The sequence below is a fragment of the Cohnella boryungensis genome, from assembly GCF_042651945.1.
GTDB lineage: Bacteria > Bacillota > Bacilli > Paenibacillales > Paenibacillaceae > Cohnella > Cohnella boryungensis.
The window spans coordinates 114,140-138,738 of the sequence record NZ_JBHSED010000058.1 but is presented as its reverse complement, the minus strand read 5'-3'; the positions used below and the strand labels follow the sequence as shown (position 1 = coordinate 138,738).

The following is a 24,599-nucleotide window of genomic DNA, read 5'->3' as shown; positions in this document are numbered from 1 at the left end:
GCTGAGCATAACAGAGCATTACTGCACAAGAGAAGACAATTCTTCCTCGTGATGGTTCGACTTGTACGGATAGCCCGGATCGTAAGGCTGAACCTTGACGTTCACGTCCATCACATGAAGAAATCTTTTCGTTAATTGACGCCGGACACGGAGCGCGACATCTTGACCCTCGAATACGCTGATTCGGGGGTTCACTCGAATCGCGACATCCAGGACGATGTAATGTCCGCACTCTCTGGCGATCACTTCATCCACCTCGACAACGCCATCCACTCTCTGTACGGCTTCGAGCAGCGTCTGCGCGTCCTCATCGCCGATGACGTCGCGATTCGAGGCTTGAAGAACCCCGGAGGTCATCCGATAGCCCATGCGAATCACGAACACCGAGATCGCAAGCCCCGCCGCCGGGTCCAGCACATATAACGCGGGCATGTCGTACATCTCGCCGATCAGAGCTCCGCCCGCGCCGATCAGGGCGGTTAGGGAAATGGCAATATCGGAACGGCTGTCGCCGCGCTCTCCCCGAATGCCCAATTTACTATCGCTCACTCGCTTGTAGCGGACAAGAGCCTCCCTGGCGCCGATTCCCGCTGCGATGACGACAACTGCGCCAACGCCGGGCGGATTATCGGTTCCGTTCACCGCCGATCGAACGGAGGAAACCCCCATCTCGATCCCGACTACGAGCAGAATGGAAGAAAGAACGATCGCGACTACGAATTCCGGCTGCTGCCTGGAATTTCCCGGCTTGCCGGAATCCAGACGCGCTTTGCGCAAGCCGAGATAAGAAGTGAAATGACCCGCGCAATCGGCGGCCGTATGACAGGCATCAGCCAGAAGCGCTTTGCTTCCTGTAAACCAACCGACGGAACCCTTGACGATACACATGCCGAGCAGCCCCCACACGGAAACCCGGGAGCCGCGTTCAGCAGCGACGGAGCGTTGGTCCATTGCCACTTGAGCCACTCCTTTCTTGATGCTTAAGGCGTGCTTTGCGGTTTCACGGCCACTTTCTTCAGAGGCTGCTTCTTCCTTAAATACAGCCAGAACTGGCTGGCGATGAAGATCGAGGAGTACGCTCCGCATATGAGACCGACGATCATCGCCAACGAGAACAGCTTGATCGATTCGCTGCCGAAGATGAACAAGCAGACCGAAGCGATCAGGACGGTAATGACCGTATTGATCGAGCGCGCCAGCGTCTGCCAAATACTGCTGTTAACGAGCTCATCCAGATCGTCGTTCGTCTTCAGCTTCGCAAAGCGCATGTTCTCTCGAATCCGGTCGAAAATAACGACGGTATCGTTAATGGCGTAGCCGATAATCGTAAGGACCGCCAGAATAAACGGCAGGTTGACCTCAAGCTGAAAGATCGAGAACACCGTAATGACAAAGAACGCGGAGTAGATGAGGGAAACGACTGCGGCAATGGCGAATCTCCACTCAAATCGAATGCTGACATAGATGACGATCCCAAGACAAGCGATCGCCATCCCGAGCAGAGCGCTCGTCTGTTGCTCGCGTGCGATATCCGAATCGACAATATTGATTTCGAAGGAGGCGTCAGGGTCGAAGGTCGTATTAAAGGCCGCCTTGAAGTCCTTCTCCTGCTGCTCGTTAAGAGCTTCCTTGAAACGAATCGAATCGCGATTCTCGGCCAGCGTTAACGTATAGTCCCCAAGCTTCTGCTCGTCCAGGAACACGCGCAGCTTGGCCTCTTCAACCGACTTTGTCGTCGTCACGTCCACCGAGGTACCCGAGCTGAAGTCGATGCCGTAATTCAAACCGAACACGCTTACCGCCACGATGCCCAGGAGCGTAATCAGCGCGGATGCGATCAGAAATCGCCGACTGGATTTGACGAAGTCAAATTTTCTTTTAGAGCGCACTGATCTCACTCTCCTTTACGCTGTAATACGAAGGCTTGTTGAAGCGTCCGCTCTTAATCAACAGATTGAGCAGGAAGCGCGGCAAGAATACGTTCGTCAAGACGTTGACGACGATACTCCACATGAGAACGACCGCGAAGCTCTTGACGATCCCATGTCCCATGAAGTAAAGAACGCCGCCGGCGATCAAGGTTGTAATGTGCGCGTCGATAATCGTGCGGAAGCTGTTCTTGGCTCCTGCGCGCAAGGAAGAAACAATCGTCTTCCCGCTGCGCAGCTCGTCCTTGATGCGTTCGGCCGTTATGATATTCGAGTCGACCGCGATGCCGATCCCCAGCACGAAGGCGGCGATGCCCGGAAGCGTCAGCGTTGCCCCCATGAGATAGAAGATTCCGAGCAGCACCCATACGAATACGAGCAAGCAAATGCTGGCGACGAATCCCGGAAGACGATAGAGCACGAGCATGAAGACCAGAATCAGCACCGAAGCGAGTATGCCGGCGAACAGCGTGTCCTCCAGCGACTTCTGTCCCAGCGTCGCGCCGACGCTTTGCGTATATTTCTCGGTTAGCTTGAGCGGCAGGGCGCCCAGGTTAATAATATCGGCCAGCTCCTGAGCTTCTTGTCTGGAGTCCTGTCCCGTAATGACAGCCGTTCCGTCCGTCAGAGGCTGCTGCACCTGCGGAGCGGAAATCTGAGTATCGTCCAGATAGATGGCCAGATTTTTACGCACGAGTTTTGTCGAGACTTCGGCAAGCTTCTCCTTCTCCTTCACGACGATCCGAACCATATACTCGTTCAGGTTCCCCATCTCTACTGCTGCGGCGCCCTCTTTGAAATCCGAGCCGTACAGTTCGACCGTGCAGTAGGAACCGTCCGCACAGCCTTCAGCGCTGCGGAACTGGAGCTCCGCGGGACGTTTCATCAGATCGCGGATTTTCGCGATCGCTTCGTCCCGTTCCTTGTCGGTGCTGCCCGTCGACACGGCAATCTTCAGACGAATGCGGTTTTTGCCTTCCGTTGTGACTTCGGGCTCCGCCACGCCGTTTTTATTGGCGCGCTTTTCCAGGCTCAAGGCGGTTTGCTTCAACGTTTCTTTCGTCACGGTGCCGCCTTCCGTAATCGGATGCGCCTCGTACAGAATTTCGACTCCGCCCTTCAGGTCGAGCCCAAGCTTCGTTTCGTTCAACAGCCCGGGAGTGAAATAACCCATAATCCCGAAGCTGACGAGAACGACGAGCACGAAAGCCATAATACGTTTCATCTCTCTTGCGGTCCCCTTTCGATTCTCAATGTTCCTATTATACCTACGCGATGAAAAAGAAGTCAAAAAAGAAAGCCTTTCCCGAGAGAAGGCTTGTCGTCCGACTGTCTTACTTGCGCTGTTCGCCTCTATACATGCTAAGCGTAATGAAGTTCATGAACTGTGTCACCTTCAGAGACAGGATATCGTTGACGATTTCGTGCAGCGGCGGCATGCCTTTTTTGTGGTATTTGTCGCTTACGCATTCCCATATATCGGCGCCGCTGACTTGCTCGTAGCCGAACAGATGAAATTCCTCCGCTTTGCTTCGGCAGAGCTGCTCGATCGTCTCATTCAGCTCCTGCTCGCTCATCTCCGGGGCGGCCTCGCTTTTCTTCAAGTCGATCTCCGGTCTCGCCTGCTCCTGTTCCTGCTCTTCCACTTCCATTTCCTCCCGCCTTGGCGAATGTGCATCGTTGTCTCTCCATCATCTCTTATTTCCTTTCTCCGTTCAACACTTATTTCCTGCCGCTGGCATGAAGAAGGACAACCTTCGCATATAGATGGACTAACCCATGCTAGGGAAGAGGGATGTTCGTGAGCACGCGCAAGCAAAGCTTCATCCAAGGCGCTATGATCCTGCTGGCGGCCGGCCTCTTGAACAGACTGCTTGGCTTCGTTCCCCGCATTGCGCTCCCGCGCATGATCGGGGCGGAAGGCGTCGGGCTTGTCCAGCTTGTTTTCCCGTTTACGATCGTGCTGCTAACCTTGATCTCGGGAGGTCTGCCCCTCGCTGTCGCCAAGCAAGTAGCGGAGGCAGACTCCCAGGGAGACGCAAATCGCGTGCGCCGTATCCTCCGAATTGCGGTTGCCCTGTCGCTGGGCATCAGCTTATTGCTGGCGATCGGCTGCATAGCGCTGTCGGATTACATCTCCACTCGTATTATGACGGATTCCAGGGTTCATCACGCTTTCCTGGCCATGATTCCCATACTGCCTCTCGTTGCGGTCTCTTCCGTATGGAGAGGTTACTTCCAAGGGAAGCAGAATATGATTCCCACGGCTATCTCTCAGACCGCGGAAACGGTATTCCGCATCGTCTGCACGCTGCTTTTTGCCTGGCTGCTGCTTCCTCAGGGACTGGCGATGGCTACGGCGGGGGCCGTTCTGGGCATGGTTGCGGGGGAAGCCGCGGGACTGCTCGTTCTATGGATCCAGTTCGTACGGGAACGCAAGAAACCCGCCGCTTCCCTTGTCCCGCAAGGACACGGCGAGCCCCAGTCCTCCACCGCAAGAGAGCTGCTTCGGACCGCGATCCCGGTGACGGGCAGCAAAATGGTCGGCTCATTGTCTTACTTGCTGGAATCGATCCTTACCGTTAGAAGCTTGACCGTTGCGGGCATCGCCGTCGCAGGGGCGACCGCGCAATACGGAGCGCTGCAAGGGATGGTCATTCCGCTGCTGTTGCTGCCCGGCGCGCTGACGTACTCCTTGGCCATCTCCCTCGTCCCCTCCTTGTCCGAAGCTGCGTCGCGGGGAGATTGGGCAACGATACACCTGCGGCTCCATCAATCGATGCGACTTGCGATTGTGACCGGGGCCCCGTTCGTCGTGCTTCTCGGCCTGTTGGCCGGTCCGATCTGTACGCTTCTTTACGGAAACGACTCAATGGCAGATATGCTCCGCTGGATGTCTCCGCTTGCGATATTTTTGTATATGCAAGCCCCTTTGCAGGCTGCCCTGCAGGCCTTAAATCGCCCTGGAACCGCCCTGTTCAATACGTTCGCCGGAGCAGCCGTGAAGCTCATTCTCATCGTTCAGCTCGCTACAGACCCACGGTTCGGCATTGTCGGAGTCGTGATAGCCATCGCCGTAAATATGATGCTCGTAACGCTGCTTCATTGGATCAGCGTCGCACGGCTCACGGGCTTCCGGATGATGCCTCTCGATTTTCTCAAGGTAACGCTGGCGATGATCGTCATGAGCGCGGTCATGCTCAAAATATGGGATATCGGCCTGTTCGGACAAGGCAGCTTCGATCTCGTTGCCGCCGCCTCGGGAGGCGCAATCGCTTATCTGCTCCTTCTGGTGCTGCTTAAATTGGTCGATCGCGAGGATGTCTCCCGAACGCCGATCCTCAAGCATCTTTTCCCGCCAAGAAATCCGTCCTGACCGCTTATTTCTTGTCCACGTACAGCTTGCCTTTGTAATCGATGCTGCAGAAATATACCTGCTTAAAGTTGTTTATCTCATATCTGCTTAGCTCGCTCTTGAGCCAGAAGCGCGTCTTTCCCAGCTTCTCCAGATTATCGTCCTGAATTTGTCCATCCATGATGAGCGGCATCGGCAGCAACTCGTATCTGATCCGTGGACCGCCATTGCCTTCGCTCTTCTGACCCGTCTGCGACAAAGCTTCTTCTCCTTCGACCGATTCGCCGCTTCGATCCTTGGTCATGACCGATAACTTACCTGTCGATTCCAATACGGCCAGCTTTACATCTTCTATATCGGAAACCTGGTTCTCGCGCAGTTGAAGCAGGAGATCGTCCAGATTGTATCGCTGTCGATACATTTCCTTGCGATTGAGATGGCCGTCTCGGATCAACACGCTTGGCTTGCCGTCGAACAGCAGCCGCAATTTGCGGCTCTTGAGGGACAGGAAGGCAATTCCAATCTGAATAACCATCAGGAGCACGATCGGGGACACGGCCAAAATGACGGATTTCTCCGGGGCTTCGATGACAATCACCGCGATTTCCGCGATCATGATTGAGATGACCAGATCAAATACGGACAGCTTCCCGATTTCGCGCTTGCCCATCAACCGCATAATGATGAAGATGAAGAAGTACATGAAGATCGTTCTCAGAAGCACAGCCGTCAATTCCATGGTCCACCTCCGCCATTCAGCCCTGTGAGCTTTTTTTCCCGTCGCTGACCGCTTGGACTTATATTGTCACCGCTGTCCTGAGCCCTCATTCCTATCCGATCCACGGAAAATATGGTAATCGGTTCGGCAGTTGACTCGAAATTCCGACGGCCTGTACTAGGATGCCGGAATCCGCATATGCTGGTACAAATCCCAATTTCGTTAGGAGTGATCCGCTTTGAATTCACTTTCCCGCATATTTGGGCTTCGCAACGCCTCTCCCGTTGCTTCGGGTCTGTACTGGTCGGCGATCTGGCTGGCCATCGGCGCTCTTCTGTTGTCCATCCTGCTGGCAGGCTCCACGCTGAGCGAGTCGGGCATGGCGCCTTGGGTTTTCACCGTTCACGGCTGCGCCGCGCTTGCAGGAGGGTTCGCTTCTGCGAAGCGCTCCGGGCGGAAGGGCTGGTATTTCGGAATGACCAACGGTCTGCTCTATACTCTTGCCCTGCTGACGATCAGCTTTCTGGCGACCGATGCAAGCTGGTCGGCTGCCGTACCGCTTCTGCTGCTTGTCACCGGCTTATCCGGCGCATTGGGGGGAATGCTCGGGGTGAATGCCGGCTCAGGCTCCCGATAATACGATAAAATTTGGACTTTGTGCTATAATAAAGCGGAGCTTGCATCTAAAGAGAAGTCGGAGGACGGTTCATGGTTTTGTTTAACAGCATGTCGAGCATATCTTACGCCACGGTAATCGCGGTCGGCATTCTGATCGCTTTCGGCACCGGCAGGCAGCCTCTTGCCGTAGCCTGGAGCTTCATTAAAGCGATGATCCTGTCCCGTAAATACTTTTTGTTTTCCATAGCGGTCATGGCTATTCTGCTTCTGAACAAATATGAGCAGCTGTTGGAGAACTGGCTCGCCATCCCCTACGATCTCACACCGATCCTAAGCGGATGGGAAGGCGCCTGGCCGTTATGGCTGCAGGACAACCTGCAATCCCAAGCGCTGACGCTAATTTGCGGCTTATTCTATTTGGTGCTGTTTCAAGCCACCATGATTGCCTCTGTCGGCATCTACACCTACCGTCAGGATATGAAGCTGTACTATGCCTTTTGCGTGGCCATTCTGTTGAATTATGTGCTGGCCGTTCCTTTTTACTTGTTCGTTCCCGTTAACGAGGTTTGGTACGCCCATCCTCAAGTGCAGTTTTTACTGCTGCATATTTTTCCCGCGTTTGAACAAGAGTATCGTGCCTTGTCCGGATTGAACAACTGCTTTCCGAGCCTTCACACCTCGATATCGGTTACTTTGGCGCTGCTCGCGAGCAAATCGGGAATTCGCAGGTGGGCCGTTTTTGCATGGATCAACGCGATTGTCATCGTATTTTCCATTTTCTATCTTGGGATACACTGGTTTACCGATATGGTCGCCGGCGTGCTGCTGGCCATGCTGACGGTATTCATCGGGCTGAGAATAGGCGAGTGGGCGGCCGGCAAGTCCGTGGAGCTGCCTTTGCCTGCCCGAAGCAAGCTGGAGGCAAGCGACCCCGTCCGTCCCTAGCGCGGTTATTTGAAAAAAAAGCCTTCCCCGACCGATCTTACATTCGGTCAAGGAAGGCTTTCTTCTGTTCTTCTATTCGCTTGCCGATTCCGGCATTAAGCTTTCTCCGTCTCGCCCTTCGCTGTAACGTTGTTAATCGAAGAACGGTCGAACGTCAGCTTCGTAACGTCGTTCACCTTCAGCACAACGGTATCGTCGCTGATCTCCGCGATCGTCCCGTGCATACCGCCTATCGTGACGACTTTATCGCCTTTTTTCAAGGCGTTAAGCATACTGCCGCGCTGCTTCTGCTTCTTCTGCTGCGGACGGATCAACAGGAAATAAAAGATGGCGAACATCAAAATAAAAGGCGCCAATGTGTACAGAAGATTGCCGCCGCCGCTGGATTCTGCTAACCACATTCATTATCCCCCCTCTCTTAAAAGCCGCTTTCGTTGCGAGCCATGCCGTATTTCTCAAAAAACTCGTCGCGGAACGTGCCTAGCCTGTCTTCTCTGATCGCTTCCCGCACCTGAACCATCAATTGAACCAGAAAGTGAAGATTATGTATGGTCGTGAGGCGGAGACCGAACATCTCGTCCGCTTTAATCAGGTGTCGAATGTAAGCGCGCGAATAGTTCTGGCAGGCGTAACAGGTACATTCCGGATCTAGAGGACTAAAATCGTTCGTGTACTTGGCGTTGCGAACGACCATCCGACCTTGACTGGTCATCAGCGTTCCATTCCGGGCAATTCGGGTCGGCAAGACGCAATCGAACATGTCTACGCCGCGAATGCTTCCGTCGAGCAGCGCATCCGGTGAACCGACCCCCATCAAGTAACGGGGCTTGTCGCTCGGAAGGAAAGGAATCGTCTCTTCCAACATTTCGTACATGAGCGGCTTAGGCTCGCCCACGCTTAGTCCACCCATAGCATACCCCGGAAAATCAAGCGAAGTCAAATCAAGGGCGCTCTGCTTGCGCAAATCTTTGTGCATGCCGCCTTGCACGATTCCGAACAGCGCTTGATCGTGCGATCGGCCATGCGCCTTCAGACATCTTTCCGCCCAACGGCTGGTCCGTTCGGTCGATTGCTTCACGTAAGCGTACTCCGCTGGGTAAGGCGGACATTCGTCGAAGGCCATAATGATGTCGGCGCCAAGATCGTTCTGGACTTGCGTAGCGCTCTCCGGCGTCAGGCGCAGCTTGTCTCCATTGATGTGGGAGCGGAATTCAACGCCTTCCTCGGTGATTTTGCGCATTTCGCTTAGCGAGAACACCTGGAAGCCGCCGCTGTCCGTCAGGATCGGGCGATCCCAGTTCATGAAGCGATGAAGCCCTCCCGCCTCTTTCACCAGCTCGTTCCCTGGCCGGAGAAACAGATGATAAGTGTTGCTCAGGATGATTTGCGCGCCGAGCGATTTGAGCTCCTCCGGGCTCATCCCTTTGACGGAGGCTTGTGTGCCGACAGGCATGAACGTCGGCGTGTCGATGATGCCATGAGGCGTATGCAGCCGGCCTAATCTCGCGCCGGTCTGGGCGCAGGTTTTGATTAATTCGTATTTGACTGCCATTGTGGAATTCCTTTCAAAGAACAGTATGGGATCGTCTAATGATCTGTCGATTCTAGCTTAACTTGCGGTTCGCAGCAGGAATGAATCAGGTAATGAACATGGCGTCTCCGAAGCTGAAGAAGCGATATTCTTTCGCAATCGCCTCTCGATAAGCGTTCAAGACGTTGTCACGACCGGCCAGAGCGCTGACCAGCATAACCAGCGTGGAACGCGGGAGGTGAAAGTTCGTCAGCAAAGCGTCTACAAGCGTGAAGCAGTAGCCCGGATAGATGAATATATTCGTCCAGCCGCTGCAAGCCTCGATCGGCCCCTCCTTGAAGCGCTGGCCGATCGTCTCCAGCGTTCTCGCGGACGTCGTGCCTACGGCTACGATTCTTCCGCCGCCGGCTCTGGCCTCCGTGAGCATTTTCGCGCTTTCTTCGCTGACGGAATACCACTCCTCGTGCATCTCATGCTCTTCTATCGTATCTGCGGACACCGGACGAAACGTGCCGAGCCCGACATGCAGCGTAATCGGACAAAGCTTCACGCCGGACGACTGGAGCTTCTTCAGGAACGCCTCCGTAAAATGAAGACCCGCAGTCGGCGCCGCCGCCGAGCCCTCGTTCCGGGAATATACCGTCTGGTAGCGTTCACGGTCAGGCAGCGTTTCCTTAATATATGGCGGTAGCGGCATCTGGCCGAGCCGGTCAAGCAATTCATGAAAGATTCCGTCGTACTCGAAGCGAACTATTCTCGCCCCCATCTCGCCCGACTCTTCTACAACGGCGGTAAGCAGGGGCTTGGCAGGCTCGGCGCCCTCGGATAGGTCCCGAGCGCCGAATAGGATGGTAGCGCCTTTGTGGAGCTTCTTCCCCGGTCGAACGAGAGCCTCCCAGCGATCTCCTTCTAGACGCTTGAGCAGAAGCAGCTCCGCCTTGGCCCCGGTATCCGCCTTAACGCCGAACAAACGGGCGGGAAGCACCCTCGTATCGTTAAGCACCAGCGTATCCCCTGGCTTGAGATAGCTCTCCAGATCGGTGAAGACGCGATGCTCCACGCTTCCCGAAGCCTTGTCCAGCACAAGCAAGCGCGAGGCCGTTCTTTCCGGCAACGGAGTTTGAGCAATCAGGGACTCCGGCAAATCAAAATCGTAATCGCTAACGTTCATCACTTGGCATCCTTCTCGATGGTCGCATTCTTATAGTAGTATTTCAAAATATATTCATAGTCATACCCTTGCTCCGCGAGTCCGCGCGCTCCCCACTGGGACATGCCTACGCCGTGTCCGTTTCCATTGCCCGAGATCACGAAGCCAGGAACCGCCGTAGCAGCCCTCAGCTGTCCGCTTCCGTCCATGATATAGAGGTTGGAGCCCTTGAGGCTCTGCGTGCGGCCATCTGCGCCGACGACTTGAAGCGATCCGCCCTGCGCCGGTATCTCCCGGGTACGCTCCTCTCCCTGCACCGTGAAGCGTCCGGTCTCCTCGATCTCAAACAGCGTGCTCTTAAGTCCTCCCAGAGCCCCGCGCAGATTGTCGCCCACGCCTACGTTAACGACAACCCCGTTCGCCTTGATCTCGGTCACCCTGCCGGAAGGTCCTCGCTTGGTCACTTCGAGCGTAAGCAAGGGACCGGTTATCGGCGTTTTGGCTCTCTTGTTCAGCGCCGTCAGCAATTGCTCCGGCGTCATCGAAGGCTCAATCCAGCTGTAATCGGAATATTCGGGGACCCGGTCCAGCTCGACAAGCGTCGTTCCTACGCCTACTCTGGCGATCGGCTCAACCTTCGTAGAGATGACGGGATTTTCCCGCACGGCCGCTCCTTCCGTTGTAACTTTCAGGATTTTCGCTCCGCTGACATGAACCTGTCCGCTGTCAGCGACCAGATCGGAGCGGATGTACCCCGCTTCTCCCGATTCCAGAGCAACGTAATGCCAATCCAGCTTGCCCTTCTGCGGGCCCTCGTCCGGGCTGTTCGCGCCGGCGGAATAGTACGCATTGTCTCCGCCCCAGATTTCGGCGTTGTTATCGGCGGTAATTCCTCCGGCATTGGAGGAGAATACGGCGTTGATGACCTTGCCGTCGTAAGTGAGCACCTCGCCCGCCGTAGCCTGCACGCCTGCCGTGGAGTTGGCGTTCTCCGAGCCGATCCCGTAGTAAGCCTGGCTCAGCGTTGTATCCACGACATTCGCAATCTGATAGCCCGTCCCGGCGAAGAGGGCATAGGTACGAGCTGCAACGGCCTGCGCTTTCTGCGCTTCCGGCGGCCAGCTCGCGCCAACCTCTACTCCGACGACGGAATACAGATATTGCTCGAAGTCGACCTCGTTTACCACCGCAAGCGACTGATTCAGCACGCTGATCTCCATGCTGCCGCGATAGGTTCGCTTGCTCCGTTCGGCAAGCAGAATACCCTCAGCCCCTGCCGGCTCCGCCCGAAGCGCGGCGGAACCGCCTGCCGGAATCGCGTACAGTGTCGCTGCGGCGCTGCCGCTGGTTACATCCGTTCTAAGCGCGGCATATTGCTCCCCAGCCTCGGGAACGCGAACGTTCGCGCCGCCCGCGGCCGCAGCCGATTGCCGCAACGCCGCGAGCGATGCCGCATCCTTTTCCTGACCGATTCTAACAACATACTGAGCAACTCCGGCAACGGGCTTATACGCAACGAACGTCTCCAGACCGGCATTGCCCAGCTGTTCTCCGGCAGCCCTCGCTTCGGCCAGGCTGCCGTAGGGTCCCGATTCAACGGCCCACGGCCCCAGCACTTTGGCGCTTTGCAGCGGCTGCACTCCCGATGCGGCGCCGGCGTTCGACCACTTCGTCACCGCGGCGCTTGCCCCGGCTGCGGTCGCATAGGCGCCTTCCGTGACCTGGTAGACGACCTTGCCGGACTTGCTCAGCTGCGTAATCGTCCCGGCGTTGGACGAGGCTTGTAGTTTCTTGAGCACGGCCATCGCCGTATCGAGACTCGCCGTTTCCGCGACCAGCGCCCTGTAGCCGTCCATCGCGAAGCGAACCGTTTGACCGGCCGGAACGCTGCTCACCGGCAAGCTCGTATTGGCGTCGAGCCATGAGAGCTTCATGCCCCCCTCGGACGACAGCGTCGCAGTCGGGGTAATCGATTGGTATTTGTTCGCTCCAAGATTAAGAAAAAAACCGACGCGAATCGTATCCGGCACCTTCACAGCCGCGCGTGCAGCCAGAGGGGATACGAAGGCCGCCGTCATTGCCGCCAGCAGCACGAGCAGCAGCAATCGATTATGCCGGGGCTTCTCTTTGACGCTATCAACCATGCGGGTTGCCTCCTTCGGGGGGTTAGGATTTGTTAGGCTCATCCGTTCGCTTCCGGCTGAGGAAGCCCAAGATGACGATAGGCCGCAGACGTGGCCACACGGCCGCGAGGCGTCCTCTGCAGAAATCCGATCTGCATCAGGTAGGGCTCATAGACATCCTCGATCGTCTGGCTCTCTTCTCCGATAGAAGCCGCGATGGTATCCAGACCGACCGGACGGCCGGCGTAATTGACGATCATTGCGCGGAGCATCTTGTGGTCGATGCTGTCCAAGCCCATCGGGTCCACTTGAATCCGCTCCAAGGCATCGTGCGCGACAGCTTCCGTGATGATGCCGTCTCCTCTGACCTGAGCATGATCGCGCACCCGCTTAAGCAATCGGTTGGCAATCCGCGGCGTTCCCCGCGAGCGCCTTGCAATCTCGCGAGAGGCCTCTCCGATAATGCCGACACCGAATATCTCCGCCGTTCTTGTCACGATAAAGCTGAGCTCGTCCTCCGTATAGTATTCGAGCCGACTGACGACGCCGAAACGGTCGCGAAGCGGCGCGGACAGCAGTCCAGCGCGGGTTGTCGCTCCGATCAGCGTGAACTTGGGCAGATCCAGCCGTACCGACCGCGCGCTTGGTCCCTTGCCGATAATGAAGTCCAGCGCGAAATCCTCCATGGCTGGATACAGCACTTCCTCCACCGTGCGATGAAGCCGATGGATTTCGTCGATAAACAGCACGTCGTTCTCCTGCAAATTGGTCAATATCGCAGCGAGATCGCCGGGCCTTTCGATCGCGGGACCGCTCGTCGTGCGAATATGTACGCCCAGCTCGTTGGCTATTATGTTCGACAGAGTCGTTTTGCCAAGCCCAGGAGGGCCGTACAACAGCACGTGATCCAGAGGCTCGCGCCGCATCTTCGCCGCTTCAATGTAAACTTTCAGGTTGTCCTTCGCTTGCGATTGGCCGATATATTCCGCCAGGTAGCGAGGGCGCAGGCTGTATTCCACCGCTTGGTCCTCCATCATCAGATGCGCGGTGACGATACGCTCTTCCTCCATTGCTTCGGCCTCCTCTCCCGCTTGCGCGTCATCCTTGGAACAGCTGCTGCAGCGCCTGCTTGATCAGAGCATCCGGCGTCTCTTCTCCGGTTGTTCCGTTCTTCATCGACAGCCACGCCTTGTCCAGTTCCGCCTCCCGGTAGCCGAGGCTCAGCAGCGCCTCGCGCGCTTCCGTCCATGCGGACCCGCTCTCCGTTCCGACGATAGAAGTACCCCGTTCGGCCAGAGCGGTCAGACTCCACCCGCTGTCGATCGCTCCGAGCTTGTCCTTAAGGTCGAGTATCATTCTTTGCGCCGTTTTTCTGCCGATGCCCGGCAGCTTCGTCAGGAAGGCGACATTTTCCTGTTGAATCGCCGCGATGACCGCCTCCGGACGACCGCCGACCAGCACGCCAAGCGCCACCTTCGGGCCGATGCCGGAGACTTCCAGAAGCTTGCGGAAAAGCGCCTGTTCGTCTCTCGTCGTGAATCCGAACAGATGAATGGCATCCTCGCGGACGTGATGATAGATAAAGAGCTGCACCGGCTCCTCCGATTTCGCCAGCCCGTAAGGGTTCGGCGTAAACACCCGATAACCGACGTCGCGAACGTCAAGCACAATATACTCCGCCTCGATATGGGCGACCTTGCCTCGCAAATAGTCGATCACTAACGCGTCACTCCATTCATTCGTTCGTTAAGGACGAGGGAATGCGCGTGGCAGATCGCAACTGCGAGCGCGTCGGCGACATCGTCCGGCTTTGGGACTACAGCTAGCTTGAGCAGCATTTTGACCATTTCCTGAACCTGCCGTTTCTCCGCGCCGCCGTAACCGACGACCGCCTGCTTCACTTGCATCGGCGTATATTCGGAAATGGGCAAGCCTCTCTGCGCCGCGGCCAGCATGAACACTCCGCGAGCCTGGCCGACGCTGAACGCATTCGTAACGTTTTTGTTGAAAAACAGCTTCTCGACGGCTACCGTATCCGGCTTGTACTGATCCAGCAAGCTGCAGGAAGATTCATAGATTTGCTTCAGCCGCAGCTCCTGCGGCGTCCCTGCCGCCGTCTCGATGCTGCCATATTGCACCGGGGTCAGCTTATGACCCGTCTTATCAATAAACCCGAATCCCATAATGGCTATCCCAGGGTCGATTCCCAGTACCCTCATGAAACGATCCCCCGATTCAGCGCTCTATTAAAAAGTAAACCTAAACATTCTGATTCATTATAGCAAATGTTGTTCTCCATGAGAACAGAAGGAGAACACATCATCGCCGCACAATCCCAGCCGTGCCCTTACAGCCGGGGCTCTGTCGGAGCTGCGGACGGTTACGGCAAAGCAAAATGAGCCTTAGGGCTCAGCTCGCTAAAGCTGACAGGACGAAACTCTTGCTCGCACAATGCGCAACAACGCCAAAAGACGCTCCTCGACGGGAGCGTCTTCTGGCAGCTTTATGCCGGGCCTAGGGCTGCGGCTTGGCTTGAGAGCTTACGCTGGCATATTCATTGAACGCGGAAAGCATGCTGCTGTATGCCGCTTTGTCCGGGACGCGAATGCCCGCCGCCAATTCGCGGGCGCGCTCTTCGCCAAGCTGGGCTTCCATCCGTTCAACGTCCAAGTGAAAAAAGGTGCGAATGACCTTGTCTTTCCAGGGTGGGCCGTCATACAGCGAAAGGTTGCCGCTCTTGTCCATCCCCACATAAGCGGACTGGCGACAGCGCGGCGACAGATCATCCACATTCTCCTTGACCGTCAGCCTTCCGCTCTCGAACCTTGCGTCCCATTCCCGATGGGACCGGAGCAGTTCCTCCGCCTTCGAAGCGGTATGCGTGCCCAGCCGGCGGGTTTCCTCTCCGCACAGATAAGTACGCTGCAGCACAAGCTCTACATCGCCTTTTCGGTTCCGCAGGGCAAGCAGCGCTTGGCTCCTGGATAATAAGGTATCGGAGTCGGATAGCTTGTCCATCCAGACCGGAGCCGATTCCTCAGGCGCGAATATCTCGGATTGCACCGGGGAAACGACGCGATGAGCGAGCCATGCTCCGGCCAATGAAGCCGCCAGGAAGACAAAAGCGCCGATCCCGAGCGACCAGACGTGGCGACGTTTTCTTTTTAGAGATTTTTTGAGCTCTTTGAAAATACGGAAGCGAGACACCGGAATCCCCTTCTCTGCTTTTTGTTAGTATTGTTGCCCAGGGACTCCGGCGCTATGCACTTATTTTACCAATTGATCCATGGCAGGTTTTCCTTGCGCTTCGGCTTGGCCTCCTGCACGTTCGCCTGCCTGGCTTTCGGCTTGGACGGCTGCCTTTTTTTGTCGGCCGAAGCTTTGATCTTAACGGGCTCCTCATTCTCCAATGACCGCTGCTCCGCTTCCTCTTCCCTCAGGGGAGGCATCGGCGGAAGACCAGGCATTGGGGGGATCGGAGGGAAGCCGCCATAATAAGGCTCGCAATAATACGGAGACGTCATCTGTTTGTATCCGACCGGCAGCTCTCCCATAGGAGTGCCGTAATACGCACCGGGATTCGTTCCCGGAAATCCGCTCATCGCCGGACTGACCGCGGACGGCATCTGTCCGTATCCGCTCATCGCCGGGCTGACCGCGGACGGCATCTGTCCATATCCGCTCATCGCCGGGCTGACCGCGGACGGCATCTGTCCATATCCGCTCATCGCCGGGCTGACCGCGGACGGCATCTGTCCATAAGCAACTCTGTCCCCTTCGTACTCCGTTCCCGGATAACCGGCTCCGGCATAAGAATTCAAAGACGAGCTGCCGCCGCACGTTTTGCAGCCTGAAGGCTTACCGCCCGCGGCAGGGCTCTGGCTCGAAGCCATCGCTTCGGGCGGACTATAAGAGTAATCCTGCATGCCGTATAAACCGCCTATGGTGCCGCCGAGCTGCCCCTCCAATGGAGGCAGGCCGTACGGCTGCGCACAGCCGGGATAGGCGCCCTGCATCCCTAGTACCGGCTGCGGCATGCCGTAGCCGGTCATCTCGCCTCCCATCGACGGCTGCGCCATTCCCGGAGCATATCCATAGCCATGCCCCCCCATATGCCAAGCCTCGCCGCCGACCATCGGCTGCTGCATGCCGTAACCATAGCCGTAGCCGTCGCTGCCGGGAGCGCCATAGCCGCCGCCCGTCATTTGTCCCCCTACGCCCGGAAACGGCATACCATAGCCGTAAGGCATGGGAGATTCGGCCTTGCCGACAGGGTACGTCAGCTCGACATGCTCATGAATTTCGATGCCGTAGATCGGCTTCGTTTCGGGAGCGGGCAATACTTGCACCGGAGGCGGTGCCGGCTGCGGAGCGGGAGGCTGAACCGGCGTAACTGTTACCGGCGGCGGAGTCGGCGTAATCGTCACTGGCGGGGGAGCGGGCAACGGCTGCGGCTGAACGGCCGTTCCTTTCTTGCCGGTTTCGGCTTTAGCTCCCATCGACGCCTTGTCGTGCATCGTCGCCGTCCCCGTGCTACCTGGGTGCGAACCCTTCGGAATATTGACGACCTCGCCGGTTAGCAGCGCATTCGGATTTTTGAGCTGGGGATTGGCCTCGATCATATCCGTCAGTTGTATGCCCCACGCCTTGGAGAGCTTCCACAGCGTATCTCCCTGTTGAACCGTGTGCTGATGAATGACGCCGACCGGCGATTTAGGGGAAGACGGAATTTTCACCTTCATTCCCACTTCGATCGCGTCCGGATTGCTGATCTCCGGGTTGGCTTTCACGACGGCTTCCAGAGGCACGTCGTATTTCTTGGCGATCAAATACAGCGTATCCCCTTGCTTAACCATATGGATTTTCACGCCGTTCCCTCCTGATAGTGATGAAATCGTTCACGACCGGGCGAATGCCCTCGCGCAATCCTTACATCCTATGCAGTTCATGGGCATTTGACATCCATTTCACAGCAAAAATCCGGCAGCCTGCAGGCCCGCCGGATCATTCTCCATACGATTTGATAATGCAGCCGCGCTAGGCGCGCGCCGGTTCATACGACAGGCTCGGGTAGGAGCCAAGCAGTCTCACCTGACAGCCTAGCGCCTCGATCTCGGCAAGCGCTCCGGGGAGCAGCACCGAATCGAGCGCATAAGCGATATCGATGTAGAAGTAGTAGGTACCCAGCTTCTTTTTCGTCGGCCGGGATTCGATCTTGGAAAGGTTGATCTTTCTCCACGCAAACGCCGACAGCACCTGATGCAGCAGCCCCGGGTAGTCCTCCGGAAGCGTGATCAGAACGCTTGTATGCTGCGCCGTTGCCGTCGGATTCTCGTAAGGAGTGTTGCCGACCAGCAGAAAACGAGTAAAATTGTTGTCGTGGTCGGTGACCCCCTCCTGGAGAAGGTCGAGTCCCGTCTCCTTCGCCGCAAGCTTTGTTCCAAGCGCCGCCCAGCCCTTGCCTGGATTGCTCAGGACCGTGCGAACCGCTTCGGACGTACTGCTCAGCGTCTCCAGCTCCGCATGGGGCAGCCTGGCGCGTATGAATTGCATGCACTGCGCCATGGCTACCGGATGACTCATGACTTTGACAATTTTGTCCGGATCCCATTGCCCGTCGCTCCCTGCCAGCTCGCCGGCCGAGCCGATAAGATTCTGGATGGAAGGGAACACCCATTCCGCCCGAATCGGCAAGTCTACCTCGTGCACAAGCAGGTCGATGTGCAAGCTTACGGAGCCGTCGATGGTATTCTCAATCGGGATAACGCTCCAGTCCGTGCGGCCGCTCGCCGTAGATTGAAAGACGTCCGCAATCATTTTGCAATATACGAATTCCACGTCCTGATCTCGGAACAAATAGCGGACCGCCTCATCCGATACGGTTCCCCGCGGAAGCAGCGCAACCGATTTTTTTGAGCTCATACGCCAACCTCCGCTTCTACGCTTGCCAAATACTGCTGAGGAGCCTCATGATACCCCGGGTCCTTCTCCCCTAAAAAACGGACCTCGGGACCGTGCAAGCACGGCTTCAGCCAGCGGGTAGACACGTTGATCCCCTCGGCGGACATCACCTGCTTCACGAAGGCCTCCAGCCGGCCTTCCTCCGGTTGACCGCTCTCCGCAAGCATCAGCAGCGTCGGTCCCGCGCCGGACAATACCGCTCCAAGAGCGCCATGCGAGGTCGCGTCCCGCAGGATCGTTTCCATGCCTGGAATCAGCGCAGCGCGGTATGGCTGATGCAGGCGATCCCTCATGGCCTGTCCCAGCAAATCCAGACGACCCGCAGCCAGCGCGGCCGTCAACAACGAGCTGTGCGTAACGTTAAACACCGCATCCTGCATCGTCACCTGCTCGGGCAGCACATTGCGCGCCTTCTTGGTGGACAGCTCGAACTCGGGAATGGCCACAAGCACCTCCATCCCTTGCGGCGGCTCGATTCGGACGTAGCCGGCCCGTTCTCCGTCCCATGCCGCCGCGATGATGCCGCCGAACAAGGAAGCGCCAACGTTGTCGGGATGCTTCTCCAGCGCAGTTGCCATCTGGAACAGCTCGTCATCTGTCAACGCGTTGCCGATTAGAGCATTTGCCGCGACCAATGCGCCTACAATTGCCGAGGCGCTGCTTCCCAGGCCCCGCGTCAGCGGAATGTCGCTTCGAATGCCGATCTCCAGCTCCGGGATCTCAATCCCCGCCTTGCGAAATACGGCTTGCGCCACCTCGTAGACCAGATTGGTCTTATCCAGGGGCACTCCCTTCAGATGATCGCCGACGAGCATAATCCGGGTCGTATCCGAAGGCTTCAGACTCACCCATGCAAACAGGGACAGCGCCATTCCGAGGGAATCGAAGCCCGGTCCCAAGTTGGCCGTGCTGGCGGGCACCTTGACGACGACGCGTCCGGATTTGAGTTTATTCGTTGCCATTCCTTCACGCATATTCAAAAGCTCCTTTAGTTCGATAATCCGGTTCTCGCGAGCAAGACGACGCAGCCCGCCTCATCCTTCGACGCGATAGACGCTCTTGACCTTTCTTACCGCAGGCAGGCTCTCGAAAGCGTTCAGCACTTTGCTCATCGCCGCTTTACTGGCCTGATGCGTAATGATGATGATTTCCGTACTTGTCGGATTCGGAGCCGAAGGCTGCATAACCGATTCGATGCTGACGTCGCAATCGGAGAACACCTGGGCGATCTGGGCCAGTACGCCCGCCCGATCCTCCACATGCAGCAGCAGAAAAAACTTCGAAGCGATCTGATCGTCCGTCTTCAGCTTCGTTACGTTGTAGGCCAACTGCGCTTGACGTCCGTTGACTCCGAGCTTCATGTTTTTCACGACGGCGACAAGATCCGCGACAACCGAGGTGGCGGTCGGCAGCTCCCCCGCTCCCGCTCCGTAAAACATCGTCTCGCCCACCGCTTCGCCATGCACGTAAACCGCGTTGAACACGCCGTTGACGGAGGCGATCGGATGGCTGCGCTTGATCATCGTCGGCTGCACGCTTACGCTGATCAAGTCATCCTGGCGCTCCGCGATGCCGAGCAGCTTCACTTCATAGCCCAGCTGCTTGGCATATTGAATATCCTCCTGACTGACGGAGCTGATTCCCTTGACGCTGACGTTCTCCAGAGCCACGTTCGAGCGGAAGCCCAGCGTCGACAAGATGGTCATTTTGCGAGCCGCATCCAGTCCCTCCACGTCGGAGGTCGGATCGGCCTCCGCGTAGCCGAGCTCCTGCGCTTCCTTAAGCACCTCGGAGTAGGCCGCGCCTTCCTGGCTCATCTTGGTCAGAATGTAATTGGTCGTTCCATTCACAATGCCCATGATCTTCGTAATCCGATCCGAAGAGAAGCCCTCGATCAGAGTCCGGATAATCGGAATGCCGCCTGCCACGCTCGCTTCGTACAGTACGTCGCATCCCTTCTCCCGAGCCTTCTCCAGAATTTCCGGCCCGTGCAATGCCATCAGATCCTTATTTGCCGTAACGATATGTTTGCCGAGCTCCAGCGCTTCGAGAATATATTCCTTTGTCTGGCCGATTCCGCCCATCACTTCGACGATGACGTCGATCTCCGGATTGCGGACGATCTCCCACGGATCTTCCGTAAGCTTGGCAGGGTCGATCGCAATGCTGCGGCTCTTCCCTCGATCCTTGACGAGAATTTGCGCAATGGAAATCGGAGAGCCCACTTGATTGGACAAATCCTCCTGATGGCCTTCGACGAGCCTTACGACGCCCGTTCCAACCGTGCCTAACCCCAGCAAACCCACTTTGACAGCCTTCATGATTGTTCCCCCGCTTCCAACTGTTAACTTACCTATGCTCATCTCGTTAACTGCGGCCGACTATGGTCACCCGCTTCACTCCGTCCAGGGAGCGAAGGTTTCCTAACAATTCCGGAAAATGGCCGTTGATTAAGGTCGTGTCCAGCGATACGACGACATTGGCCAAGCCCTGCAATGGAATCGACTGCGAGATCGTAAGTACGTTCCCTTCGCTCGCCGCCAGCGTGCCGAGCACCTTGGACAATACGCCCGATCGATGCTCCAGATCCATCGACAAGGTGGCGATCGATTCGCGCGAAGCCTGCTCGATCGAATACACGCCGTCCTTGTACTTGTAATACGCGCTGCGGCTTAAGCCTACCCGCTCCGCGGCTTCATGAATGGTAGCCGCTTCTCCCCGCCGAAGCAGCTCTTTGGCTTGCTCCGTCTTGAGAATGCCTTCCGGCAGCAGGTCCTCGCGGACGACATAATAACGTTCCGCCATAATGCGTCCTCCCAGGAAAGACGAATGTTTGTATATAGAGGACATTATAGCGAATAGATCGGACAGGGGCAATAGGTATTTCACGCGAGAAAGAAATTTGTAAGTTTGTGTTGCTATAATGTACGCAAATTCAAAATGACTCCTGCTACTAGCGGACCGGAGGGCTTCCAAGACATGCGATATCACGCCGCAAAACCGCAATGGACCGGTCGCCGGTTGAACCGGGACCTCTTCAACGCCCTTGGCGTTCTCGTACTCCCCTTGTCGCATATTATCAGCGATGCGGATCTCCATAAGCTCGCGATGCACGGAATCGAATTGACCGAATACGATTTGGACCCCCTGTCCGAAGAGAAAGCGGCGCTCAGGGAATTAGAGGCCTCCGTCTCTACCCTCCGGCATATTTTTCAAGGCATCCGCCATTCGGGCCACATTCCGATCGCCGACATTCAGAACGAGATTATGCCCGTCATGACCAGATCCATGGAAAGCGTCCAGGTGTTCCCGCTGCTTCTCTCCATGCGCGCCAAGGACGACTACACCTATCGCCACAATATCGCCGTCGGCGCGCTTTCTTCCATGCTGGGCCGTTGGATGGGCTTGCCGCCCGGCGAGCTGGCTATCCTCTCCATCGGGGCCGTTCTCCATGACGTAGGCAAAATGGCGATTCCCGAACACATCCTCAACAAAAACGGCAGGCTGACAGATGAAGAATATGAGACCATGAAATTACATACCTTGTACGGCTACGATATGATTAAACAGTGCGCAGACCTCCACCATCGCTCCGCGCTTATCGCCTTGCAGCATCATGAGCGGGAGGACGGCAGCGGATATCCGCATCGCCTGAGCAGCGAACGAATCGACTATTTGAGCAAGATCGTCGCCGTCTCGGATGTCTTCCACGCGCTGACGAGCGATCGCGTCTACCGGAAGGCCTCCCCCTTCTATGAAATTCTTAGATTAATGTTTACCGGCTCCCTGGGAAATTTCGATCAAAGCATTTTGCTGACGTTCACAAGACGGTTGATGAATTCCCTGATCGGCTGCGAGGTGGAATTGACGGACGGAACGGTAGGCCAAGTCGTGCTCATTCCGCCCTCGGACCCGACAAGACCGCTGATTCGCCAAGGAGAGCGTTACATCGATCTCAGCAAGGAGATTCATCTTCAGATGGAGCAGATCGTCGGTTGATCCTCCTTGCGTAGCAAAGAAGGCTGTCCCCGGTTACTCGAACCGGTCGGACAGCCTTCTTCTTGAATCGCTTTGGCGTATTATTGATCCTCATATAGATAGTCGTCGCTGCCGCCTTCGAAAAATTCAAATTCGAATTTGCCGATGCGAATCGTATTGCCGTCCTTAGCTCCCCGCTTGCGCAACGCATCGTCGATGCCCAGGCCGCGAAGGATACGGCCGAAGCGCATAATGGCTTCGTAGGAGTTGAACTGCGTTCGCCGCATCAGCCGTTCGATGCCTTCGCTCTCCACGACGAACACTTCGTTGTCCTTCGAGATCGTGAACGCCATGTCATCCGTCGTCTCGTACTTGTAGACGATGCCCTCGTCGGCTTTGGCCGCTTGCTCGCTTTCTTCCAGCTCGGAGACGTCCGGCAGCGAATCGAGGAGATCCGCGACGCGATACAGCATTTCCCGAACGCCTTGTTTCGTCAGCGAAGAGATCGGCATGATGACGATATCCGGTCGAAGCTCCGCAACCTGATCCCGGAACGCCGACAGGTTGTCCTCGGATTCCGCCATATCCATCTTGTTGGCCGCAACGATCTGCGGGCGCTCTGCCAGCTTTGGATTGTACAGCCGCAGCTCGTCGTTGATCTTCACCCAATCCTCATAAGGATCGCGGCCTTCCATGCCGGACATGTCCACCACGTGCACAATGATGCGGGTGCGTTCGACGTGTCTCAGGAAATCGTGGCCAAGACCGACTCCGGTATGCGCGCCTTCAATCAGGCCCGGCAGATCGGCCATGACGAAGCTGCGCTCGTCGCCCAGATCCACGACGCCGAGATTAGGCGTAATCGTCGTAAAATGATACGCCCCGATTTTCGGCTGGGCGGCGGATACGACCGAGAGCAGCGTCGACTTGCCAACGCTCGGGAACCCGACAAGCCCGACGTCCGCCATCACCTTGAGCTCCAGCGTCACCCAGCGCTCTTGGCCTTCTTCGCCATTCTCCGCTATGGCCGGAGCGGTGTTCACGGAGCTCTTGAAGCGGATGTTGCCTCTGCCTCCTCTGCCGCCCTTGGCGATGACGACCTCCTGACCGTGCCTCGTCAAGTCGGCGACCCGCTCTCCCGTATCGTCGTCCACGACAATCGTGCCGGGAGGCACGCGAACGATCATGTGATCGGCGTTGGCTCCATGCTGCGATTTATTGCGGCCTTTCTCTCCCCGATCGGCCTTGAAGTGCTTCTGGTAACGGAAATCCATCAGGGTGCGCAAGCCTTCGTCTACCCGGAATATGACGTCGCCGCCGTTGCCGCCGTCGCCGCCCGCAGGTCCGCCTTCCGGAACGTATAGCTCTCTTCGGAAGGCGACCAGTCCGTCTCCGCCGTTGCCGCCTTTAACAAATATTTTCGCTTTATCCACAAACATGATGTATTCACTCCATTATGCCGACAGAGGAAAATGGATAACCATCGTCCGCTCGTTATGCGACTGCTCCGCCGGCTCGATTCCCTGAGCCATTTGCCCTGCATCTGCCAAACATTTTTCCAACTCTTCAGTTATGCTTCCCGCCGCCGCCAGCTCGCCGCTGTACTGCATAACCATGATCAAACGAACGTCCTCTCGGGATAACGCAAGCTTAAGCACGTTCTCTCCGGCAAGCGGAACGGATGCCCGAAAACGGATCACGTTCACCAAGCCGATAATCGTTCTGGACAGCCTATCCGCCTCCAATGGAAGCTTGTCCAGATAAAGCCCTTCCTGAACCTCAACCTCGAGACGCATCGTGTCGCATACGGTACGGAAGGAAATCAGATAAGCTGCAAGCTCGGGGTGCCCCAGCTGGGAAACCCTGCTTTCCTGCTCCATCCGTTCCCTTATTCTATCCACCACATCAACCGCTTTATCGAGCTTGTTCAGCCTGAGATAGCCGTATAAAATTTGCAGCTCGTTCATCCAGTCGTGACGATGGTGACTAAGCGTGCGAATCGTCGCGATTTGCGCATGCGTCAACAGCTTGTCGCATCGTTCCCGATGCCTTCTTCGCTGCCACGCGACCATTGCGAAGGATAACGCGATCGTCCACAGAACGAATACGATGAGCGACCACCATGAATGATGCCAGATCCAGACGGCCGCGACAGGCAAAGCCAACGACGCCGCAAGCGCCGCCCCCCACAGCGTCGTTTTCCTAATCCTCATGCGAACTCCCCGTTTCGTATTTCCTCTCCCGCCCAAGTTCGGAAGCCGTTCACTCTTACAGTATAACATGGCAGCTCCC

The 24,599-nt window shown here is 56.7% G+C and carries 24 protein-coding genes; 4 read left to right on the top strand and 20 right to left on the bottom strand.

The annotated features are described in order from the left end of the window. Positions 1–18: 18 nt before the first annotated feature. From ACFO1S_RS22345 to ACFO1S_RS22330, 4 genes are all read right to left on the bottom strand, one after another. A complete protein-coding gene (locus ACFO1S_RS22345) occupies positions 19–951 on the bottom strand; it encodes a cation diffusion facilitator family transporter (protein ID WP_378127690.1) in 933 nt (310 codons plus the stop codon). Between the two features lie 29 nt (positions 952–980). Further along, positions 981–1,889, bottom strand: coding sequence for a protein translocase subunit SecF (secF, locus tag ACFO1S_RS22340; protein WP_204601732.1), 909 nt, complete (start codon positions 1,887–1,889; stop codon positions 981–983). Further along, positions 1,879–3,153: a protein translocase subunit SecD gene (gene secD, locus ACFO1S_RS22335; protein ID WP_204601734.1), complete on the bottom strand. Its 1,275-nt coding sequence runs from the start codon at positions 3,151–3,153 to the stop codon at positions 1,879–1,881. The genes secF and secD overlap by 11 nt, the downstream gene beginning before the upstream one ends. A 109-nt stretch (positions 3,154–3,262) precedes the next feature. Continuing rightward, positions 3,263–3,574, bottom strand: a complete 312-nt coding sequence (locus ACFO1S_RS22330) for a post-transcriptional regulator (RefSeq protein ID WP_378127608.1) — start codon at positions 3,572–3,574, stop codon at positions 3,263–3,265. Positions 3,575–3,729: 155 nt separating this feature from the next. Here ACFO1S_RS22330 and spoVB point away from each other — a divergent pair, with 155 nt between their 5' ends. Beyond that, a complete protein-coding gene (spoVB, locus tag ACFO1S_RS22325) occupies positions 3,730–5,304 on the top strand; it encodes a stage V sporulation protein B (protein ID WP_378127606.1) in 1,575 nt (524 codons plus the stop codon). Between the two features lie 4 nt (positions 5,305–5,308). Here the strand turns inward: spoVB and ACFO1S_RS22320 are convergent, their stop codons facing one another. Beyond that, on the bottom strand, positions 5,309–6,022 hold the full coding sequence (locus tag ACFO1S_RS22320; RefSeq protein WP_204601736.1) for a DUF421 domain-containing protein: 714 nt from the start codon (positions 6,020–6,022) through the stop codon (positions 5,309–5,311). Positions 6,023–6,239: 217 nt separating this feature from the next. On the opposite strand from ACFO1S_RS22320, the gene ACFO1S_RS22315 reads away from it, so the two are divergent. Both ACFO1S_RS22315 and ACFO1S_RS22310 read left to right on the top strand, forming a co-directional pair. After that, the gene (locus tag ACFO1S_RS22315) at positions 6,240–6,638 is read left to right on the top strand and encodes a TIGR04086 family membrane protein (protein WP_378127604.1); all 399 of its coding nucleotides are present in this window, start codon (positions 6,240–6,242) and stop codon (positions 6,636–6,638) included. 71 nt (positions 6,639–6,709) lie between these two features. Beyond that, on the top strand, positions 6,710–7,564 hold the full coding sequence (locus ACFO1S_RS22310; protein ID WP_204601737.1) for a phosphatase PAP2 family protein: 855 nt from the start codon (positions 6,710–6,712) through the stop codon (positions 7,562–7,564). A gap of 95 nt (positions 7,565–7,659) precedes the next feature. On the opposite strand, the gene yajC is transcribed toward ACFO1S_RS22310, so the two are convergent. From yajC to ACFO1S_RS22245, 13 genes are all read right to left on the bottom strand, one after another. Next, complete coding sequence (yajC, locus tag ACFO1S_RS22305; protein WP_204601738.1) at positions 7,660–7,965, bottom strand: preprotein translocase subunit YajC; 306 nt, start codon at positions 7,963–7,965, stop codon at positions 7,660–7,662. 17 nt (positions 7,966–7,982) lie between these two features. After that, positions 7,983–9,116 carry a tRNA guanosine(34) transglycosylase Tgt gene (gene tgt, locus ACFO1S_RS22300; protein ID WP_204601739.1) on the bottom strand — a complete coding sequence of 378 codons (1,134 nt, stop codon included), beginning with the start codon at positions 9,114–9,116 and terminating at the stop codon, positions 7,983–7,985. An 85-nt stretch (positions 9,117–9,201) separates the two neighbouring features. Next, positions 9,202–10,266 (bottom strand): tRNA preQ1(34) S-adenosylmethionine ribosyltransferase-isomerase QueA, encoded by a 1,065-nt coding sequence (gene queA / locus ACFO1S_RS22295; protein ID WP_204601740.1) that lies wholly within the window; start codon positions 10,264–10,266, stop codon positions 9,202–9,204. Further along, on the bottom strand, positions 10,266–12,389 hold the full coding sequence (locus tag ACFO1S_RS22290; protein ID WP_204601741.1) for a SpoIID/LytB domain-containing protein: 2,124 nt from the start codon (positions 12,387–12,389) through the stop codon (positions 10,266–10,268). The genes queA and ACFO1S_RS22290 overlap by 1 nt, the downstream gene beginning before the upstream one ends. Positions 12,390–12,427: 38 nt before the next feature. Then, positions 12,428–13,438, bottom strand: a complete 1,011-nt coding sequence (gene ruvB / locus ACFO1S_RS22285; protein ID WP_204601742.1) for a Holliday junction branch migration DNA helicase RuvB — start codon at positions 13,436–13,438, stop codon at positions 12,428–12,430. A 28-nt stretch (positions 13,439–13,466) separates the two neighbouring features. Then, a complete protein-coding gene (ruvA, locus tag ACFO1S_RS22280) occupies positions 13,467–14,087 on the bottom strand; it encodes a Holliday junction branch migration protein RuvA (protein ID WP_204601743.1) in 621 nt (206 codons plus the stop codon). Beyond that, on the bottom strand, positions 14,087–14,587 hold the full coding sequence (gene ruvC, locus ACFO1S_RS22275) for a crossover junction endodeoxyribonuclease RuvC (RefSeq protein ID WP_204601744.1): 501 nt from the start codon (positions 14,585–14,587) through the stop codon (positions 14,087–14,089). The genes ruvA and ruvC overlap by 1 nt, the downstream gene beginning before the upstream one ends. A gap of 295 nt (positions 14,588–14,882) precedes the next feature. Then, entirely contained in the window at positions 14,883–15,575 is a 693-nt protein-coding gene (locus tag ACFO1S_RS22270; RefSeq protein WP_204601745.1) for a BofC C-terminal domain-containing protein, read from the bottom strand. A gap of 65 nt (positions 15,576–15,640) precedes the next feature. Further along, entirely contained in the window at positions 15,641–17,236 is a 1,596-nt protein-coding gene (locus ACFO1S_RS22265; protein WP_204601746.1) for a LysM peptidoglycan-binding domain-containing protein, read from the bottom strand. A 169-nt stretch (positions 17,237–17,405) separates the two neighbouring features. Then, positions 17,406–18,290: a prephenate dehydratase gene (gene pheA, locus ACFO1S_RS22260; protein ID WP_204601747.1), complete on the bottom strand. Its 885-nt coding sequence runs from the start codon at positions 18,288–18,290 to the stop codon at positions 17,406–17,408. Beyond that, a complete protein-coding gene (gene thrB / locus ACFO1S_RS22255; RefSeq protein ID WP_378127600.1) occupies positions 18,287–19,303 on the bottom strand; it encodes a homoserine kinase in 1,017 nt (338 codons plus the stop codon). Before thrB ends, pheA begins: the two co-directional genes overlap by 4 nt. A gap of 60 nt (positions 19,304–19,363) precedes the next feature. Then, positions 19,364–20,650, bottom strand: a complete 1,287-nt coding sequence (locus tag ACFO1S_RS22250; RefSeq protein ID WP_204601749.1) for a homoserine dehydrogenase — start codon at positions 20,648–20,650, stop codon at positions 19,364–19,366. Positions 20,651–20,696: 46 nt separating this feature from the next. Then, the gene (locus tag ACFO1S_RS22245) at positions 20,697–21,134 is read right to left on the bottom strand and encodes an ACT domain-containing protein (RefSeq protein ID WP_204601750.1); all 438 of its coding nucleotides are present in this window, start codon (positions 21,132–21,134) and stop codon (positions 20,697–20,699) included. Between the two features lie 174 nt (positions 21,135–21,308). On the opposite strand from ACFO1S_RS22245, the gene ACFO1S_RS22240 reads away from it, so the two are divergent. Further along, positions 21,309–22,328 (top strand): HD-GYP domain-containing protein, encoded by a 1,020-nt coding sequence (locus tag ACFO1S_RS22240; protein ID WP_204601751.1) that lies wholly within the window; start codon positions 21,309–21,311, stop codon positions 22,326–22,328. An 80-nt stretch (positions 22,329–22,408) separates the two neighbouring features. Here ACFO1S_RS22240 and obgE read toward each other — a convergent pair whose 3' ends face one another. Continuing rightward, positions 22,409–23,746: a GTPase ObgE gene (obgE, locus tag ACFO1S_RS22235; protein ID WP_204601752.1), complete on the bottom strand. Its 1,338-nt coding sequence runs from the start codon at positions 23,744–23,746 to the stop codon at positions 22,409–22,411. A 15-nt stretch (positions 23,747–23,761) separates the two neighbouring features. After that, on the bottom strand, positions 23,762–24,520 hold the full coding sequence (locus ACFO1S_RS22230) for a Spo0B domain-containing protein (RefSeq protein ID WP_378127596.1): 759 nt from the start codon (positions 24,518–24,520) through the stop codon (positions 23,762–23,764). Between the last annotated feature and the right edge of the window lie 79 nt (positions 24,521–24,599).

Bases quoted from the DNA above. Each gene is read 5' to 3' on its own strand.
- ACFO1S_RS22320 (WP_204601736.1), bottom strand. From the start codon at position 6,022: ATGGAATTGACGGCTGTGCTTCTGAGAACGATCTTCATGTACTTCTTC.
- ACFO1S_RS22310 (WP_204601737.1), top strand. From the start codon at position 6,710: ATGGTTTTGTTTAACAGCATGTCGAGCATATCTTACGCCACGGTAATC.
- pheA (WP_204601747.1), bottom strand. From the start codon at position 18,290: ATGAGCTCAAAAAAATCGGTTGCGCTGCTTCCGCGGGGAACCGTATCG.
- obgE (WP_204601752.1), bottom strand. From the start codon at position 23,746: ATGTTTGTGGATAAAGCGAAAATATTTGTTAAAGGCGGCAACGGCGGA.
- ACFO1S_RS22230 (WP_378127596.1), bottom strand. From the start codon at position 24,520: ATGAGGATTAGGAAAACGACGCTGTGGGGGGCGGCGCTTGCGGCGTCG.
- tgt (WP_204601739.1), bottom strand. From the start codon at position 9,116: ATGGCAGTCAAATACGAATTAATCAAAACCTGCGCCCAGACCGGCGCG.
- ACFO1S_RS22290 (WP_204601741.1), bottom strand. From the start codon at position 12,389: ATGGTTGATAGCGTCAAAGAGAAGCCCCGGCATAATCGATTGCTGCTG.
- ruvC (WP_204601744.1), bottom strand. From the start codon at position 14,587: ATGAGGGTACTGGGAATCGACCCTGGGATAGCCATTATGGGATTCGGG.
- ACFO1S_RS22345 (WP_378127690.1), bottom strand. From the start codon at position 951: ATGGACCAACGCTCCGTCGCTGCTGAACGCGGCTCCCGGGTTTCCGTG.
- yajC (WP_204601738.1), bottom strand. From the start codon at position 7,965: ATGTGGTTAGCAGAATCCAGCGGCGGCGGCAATCTTCTGTACACATTG.
- ACFO1S_RS22250 (WP_204601749.1), bottom strand. From the start codon at position 20,650: ATGAAGGCTGTCAAAGTGGGTTTGCTGGGGTTAGGCACGGTTGGAACG.
- ACFO1S_RS22245 (WP_204601750.1), bottom strand. From the start codon at position 21,134: ATGGCGGAACGTTATTATGTCGTCCGCGAGGACCTGCTGCCGGAAGGC.
- ACFO1S_RS22240 (WP_204601751.1), top strand. From the start codon at position 21,309: ATGCGATATCACGCCGCAAAACCGCAATGGACCGGTCGCCGGTTGAAC.
- secD (WP_204601734.1), bottom strand. From the start codon at position 3,153: ATGAAACGTATTATGGCTTTCGTGCTCGTCGTTCTCGTCAGCTTCGGG.
- queA (WP_204601740.1), bottom strand. From the start codon at position 10,266: ATGAACGTTAGCGATTACGATTTTGATTTGCCGGAGTCCCTGATTGCT.
- ruvB (WP_204601742.1), bottom strand. From the start codon at position 13,438: ATGGAGGAAGAGCGTATCGTCACCGCGCATCTGATGATGGAGGACCAA.
- thrB (WP_378127600.1), bottom strand. From the start codon at position 19,303: ATGCGTGAAGGAATGGCAACGAATAAACTCAAATCCGGACGCGTCGTC.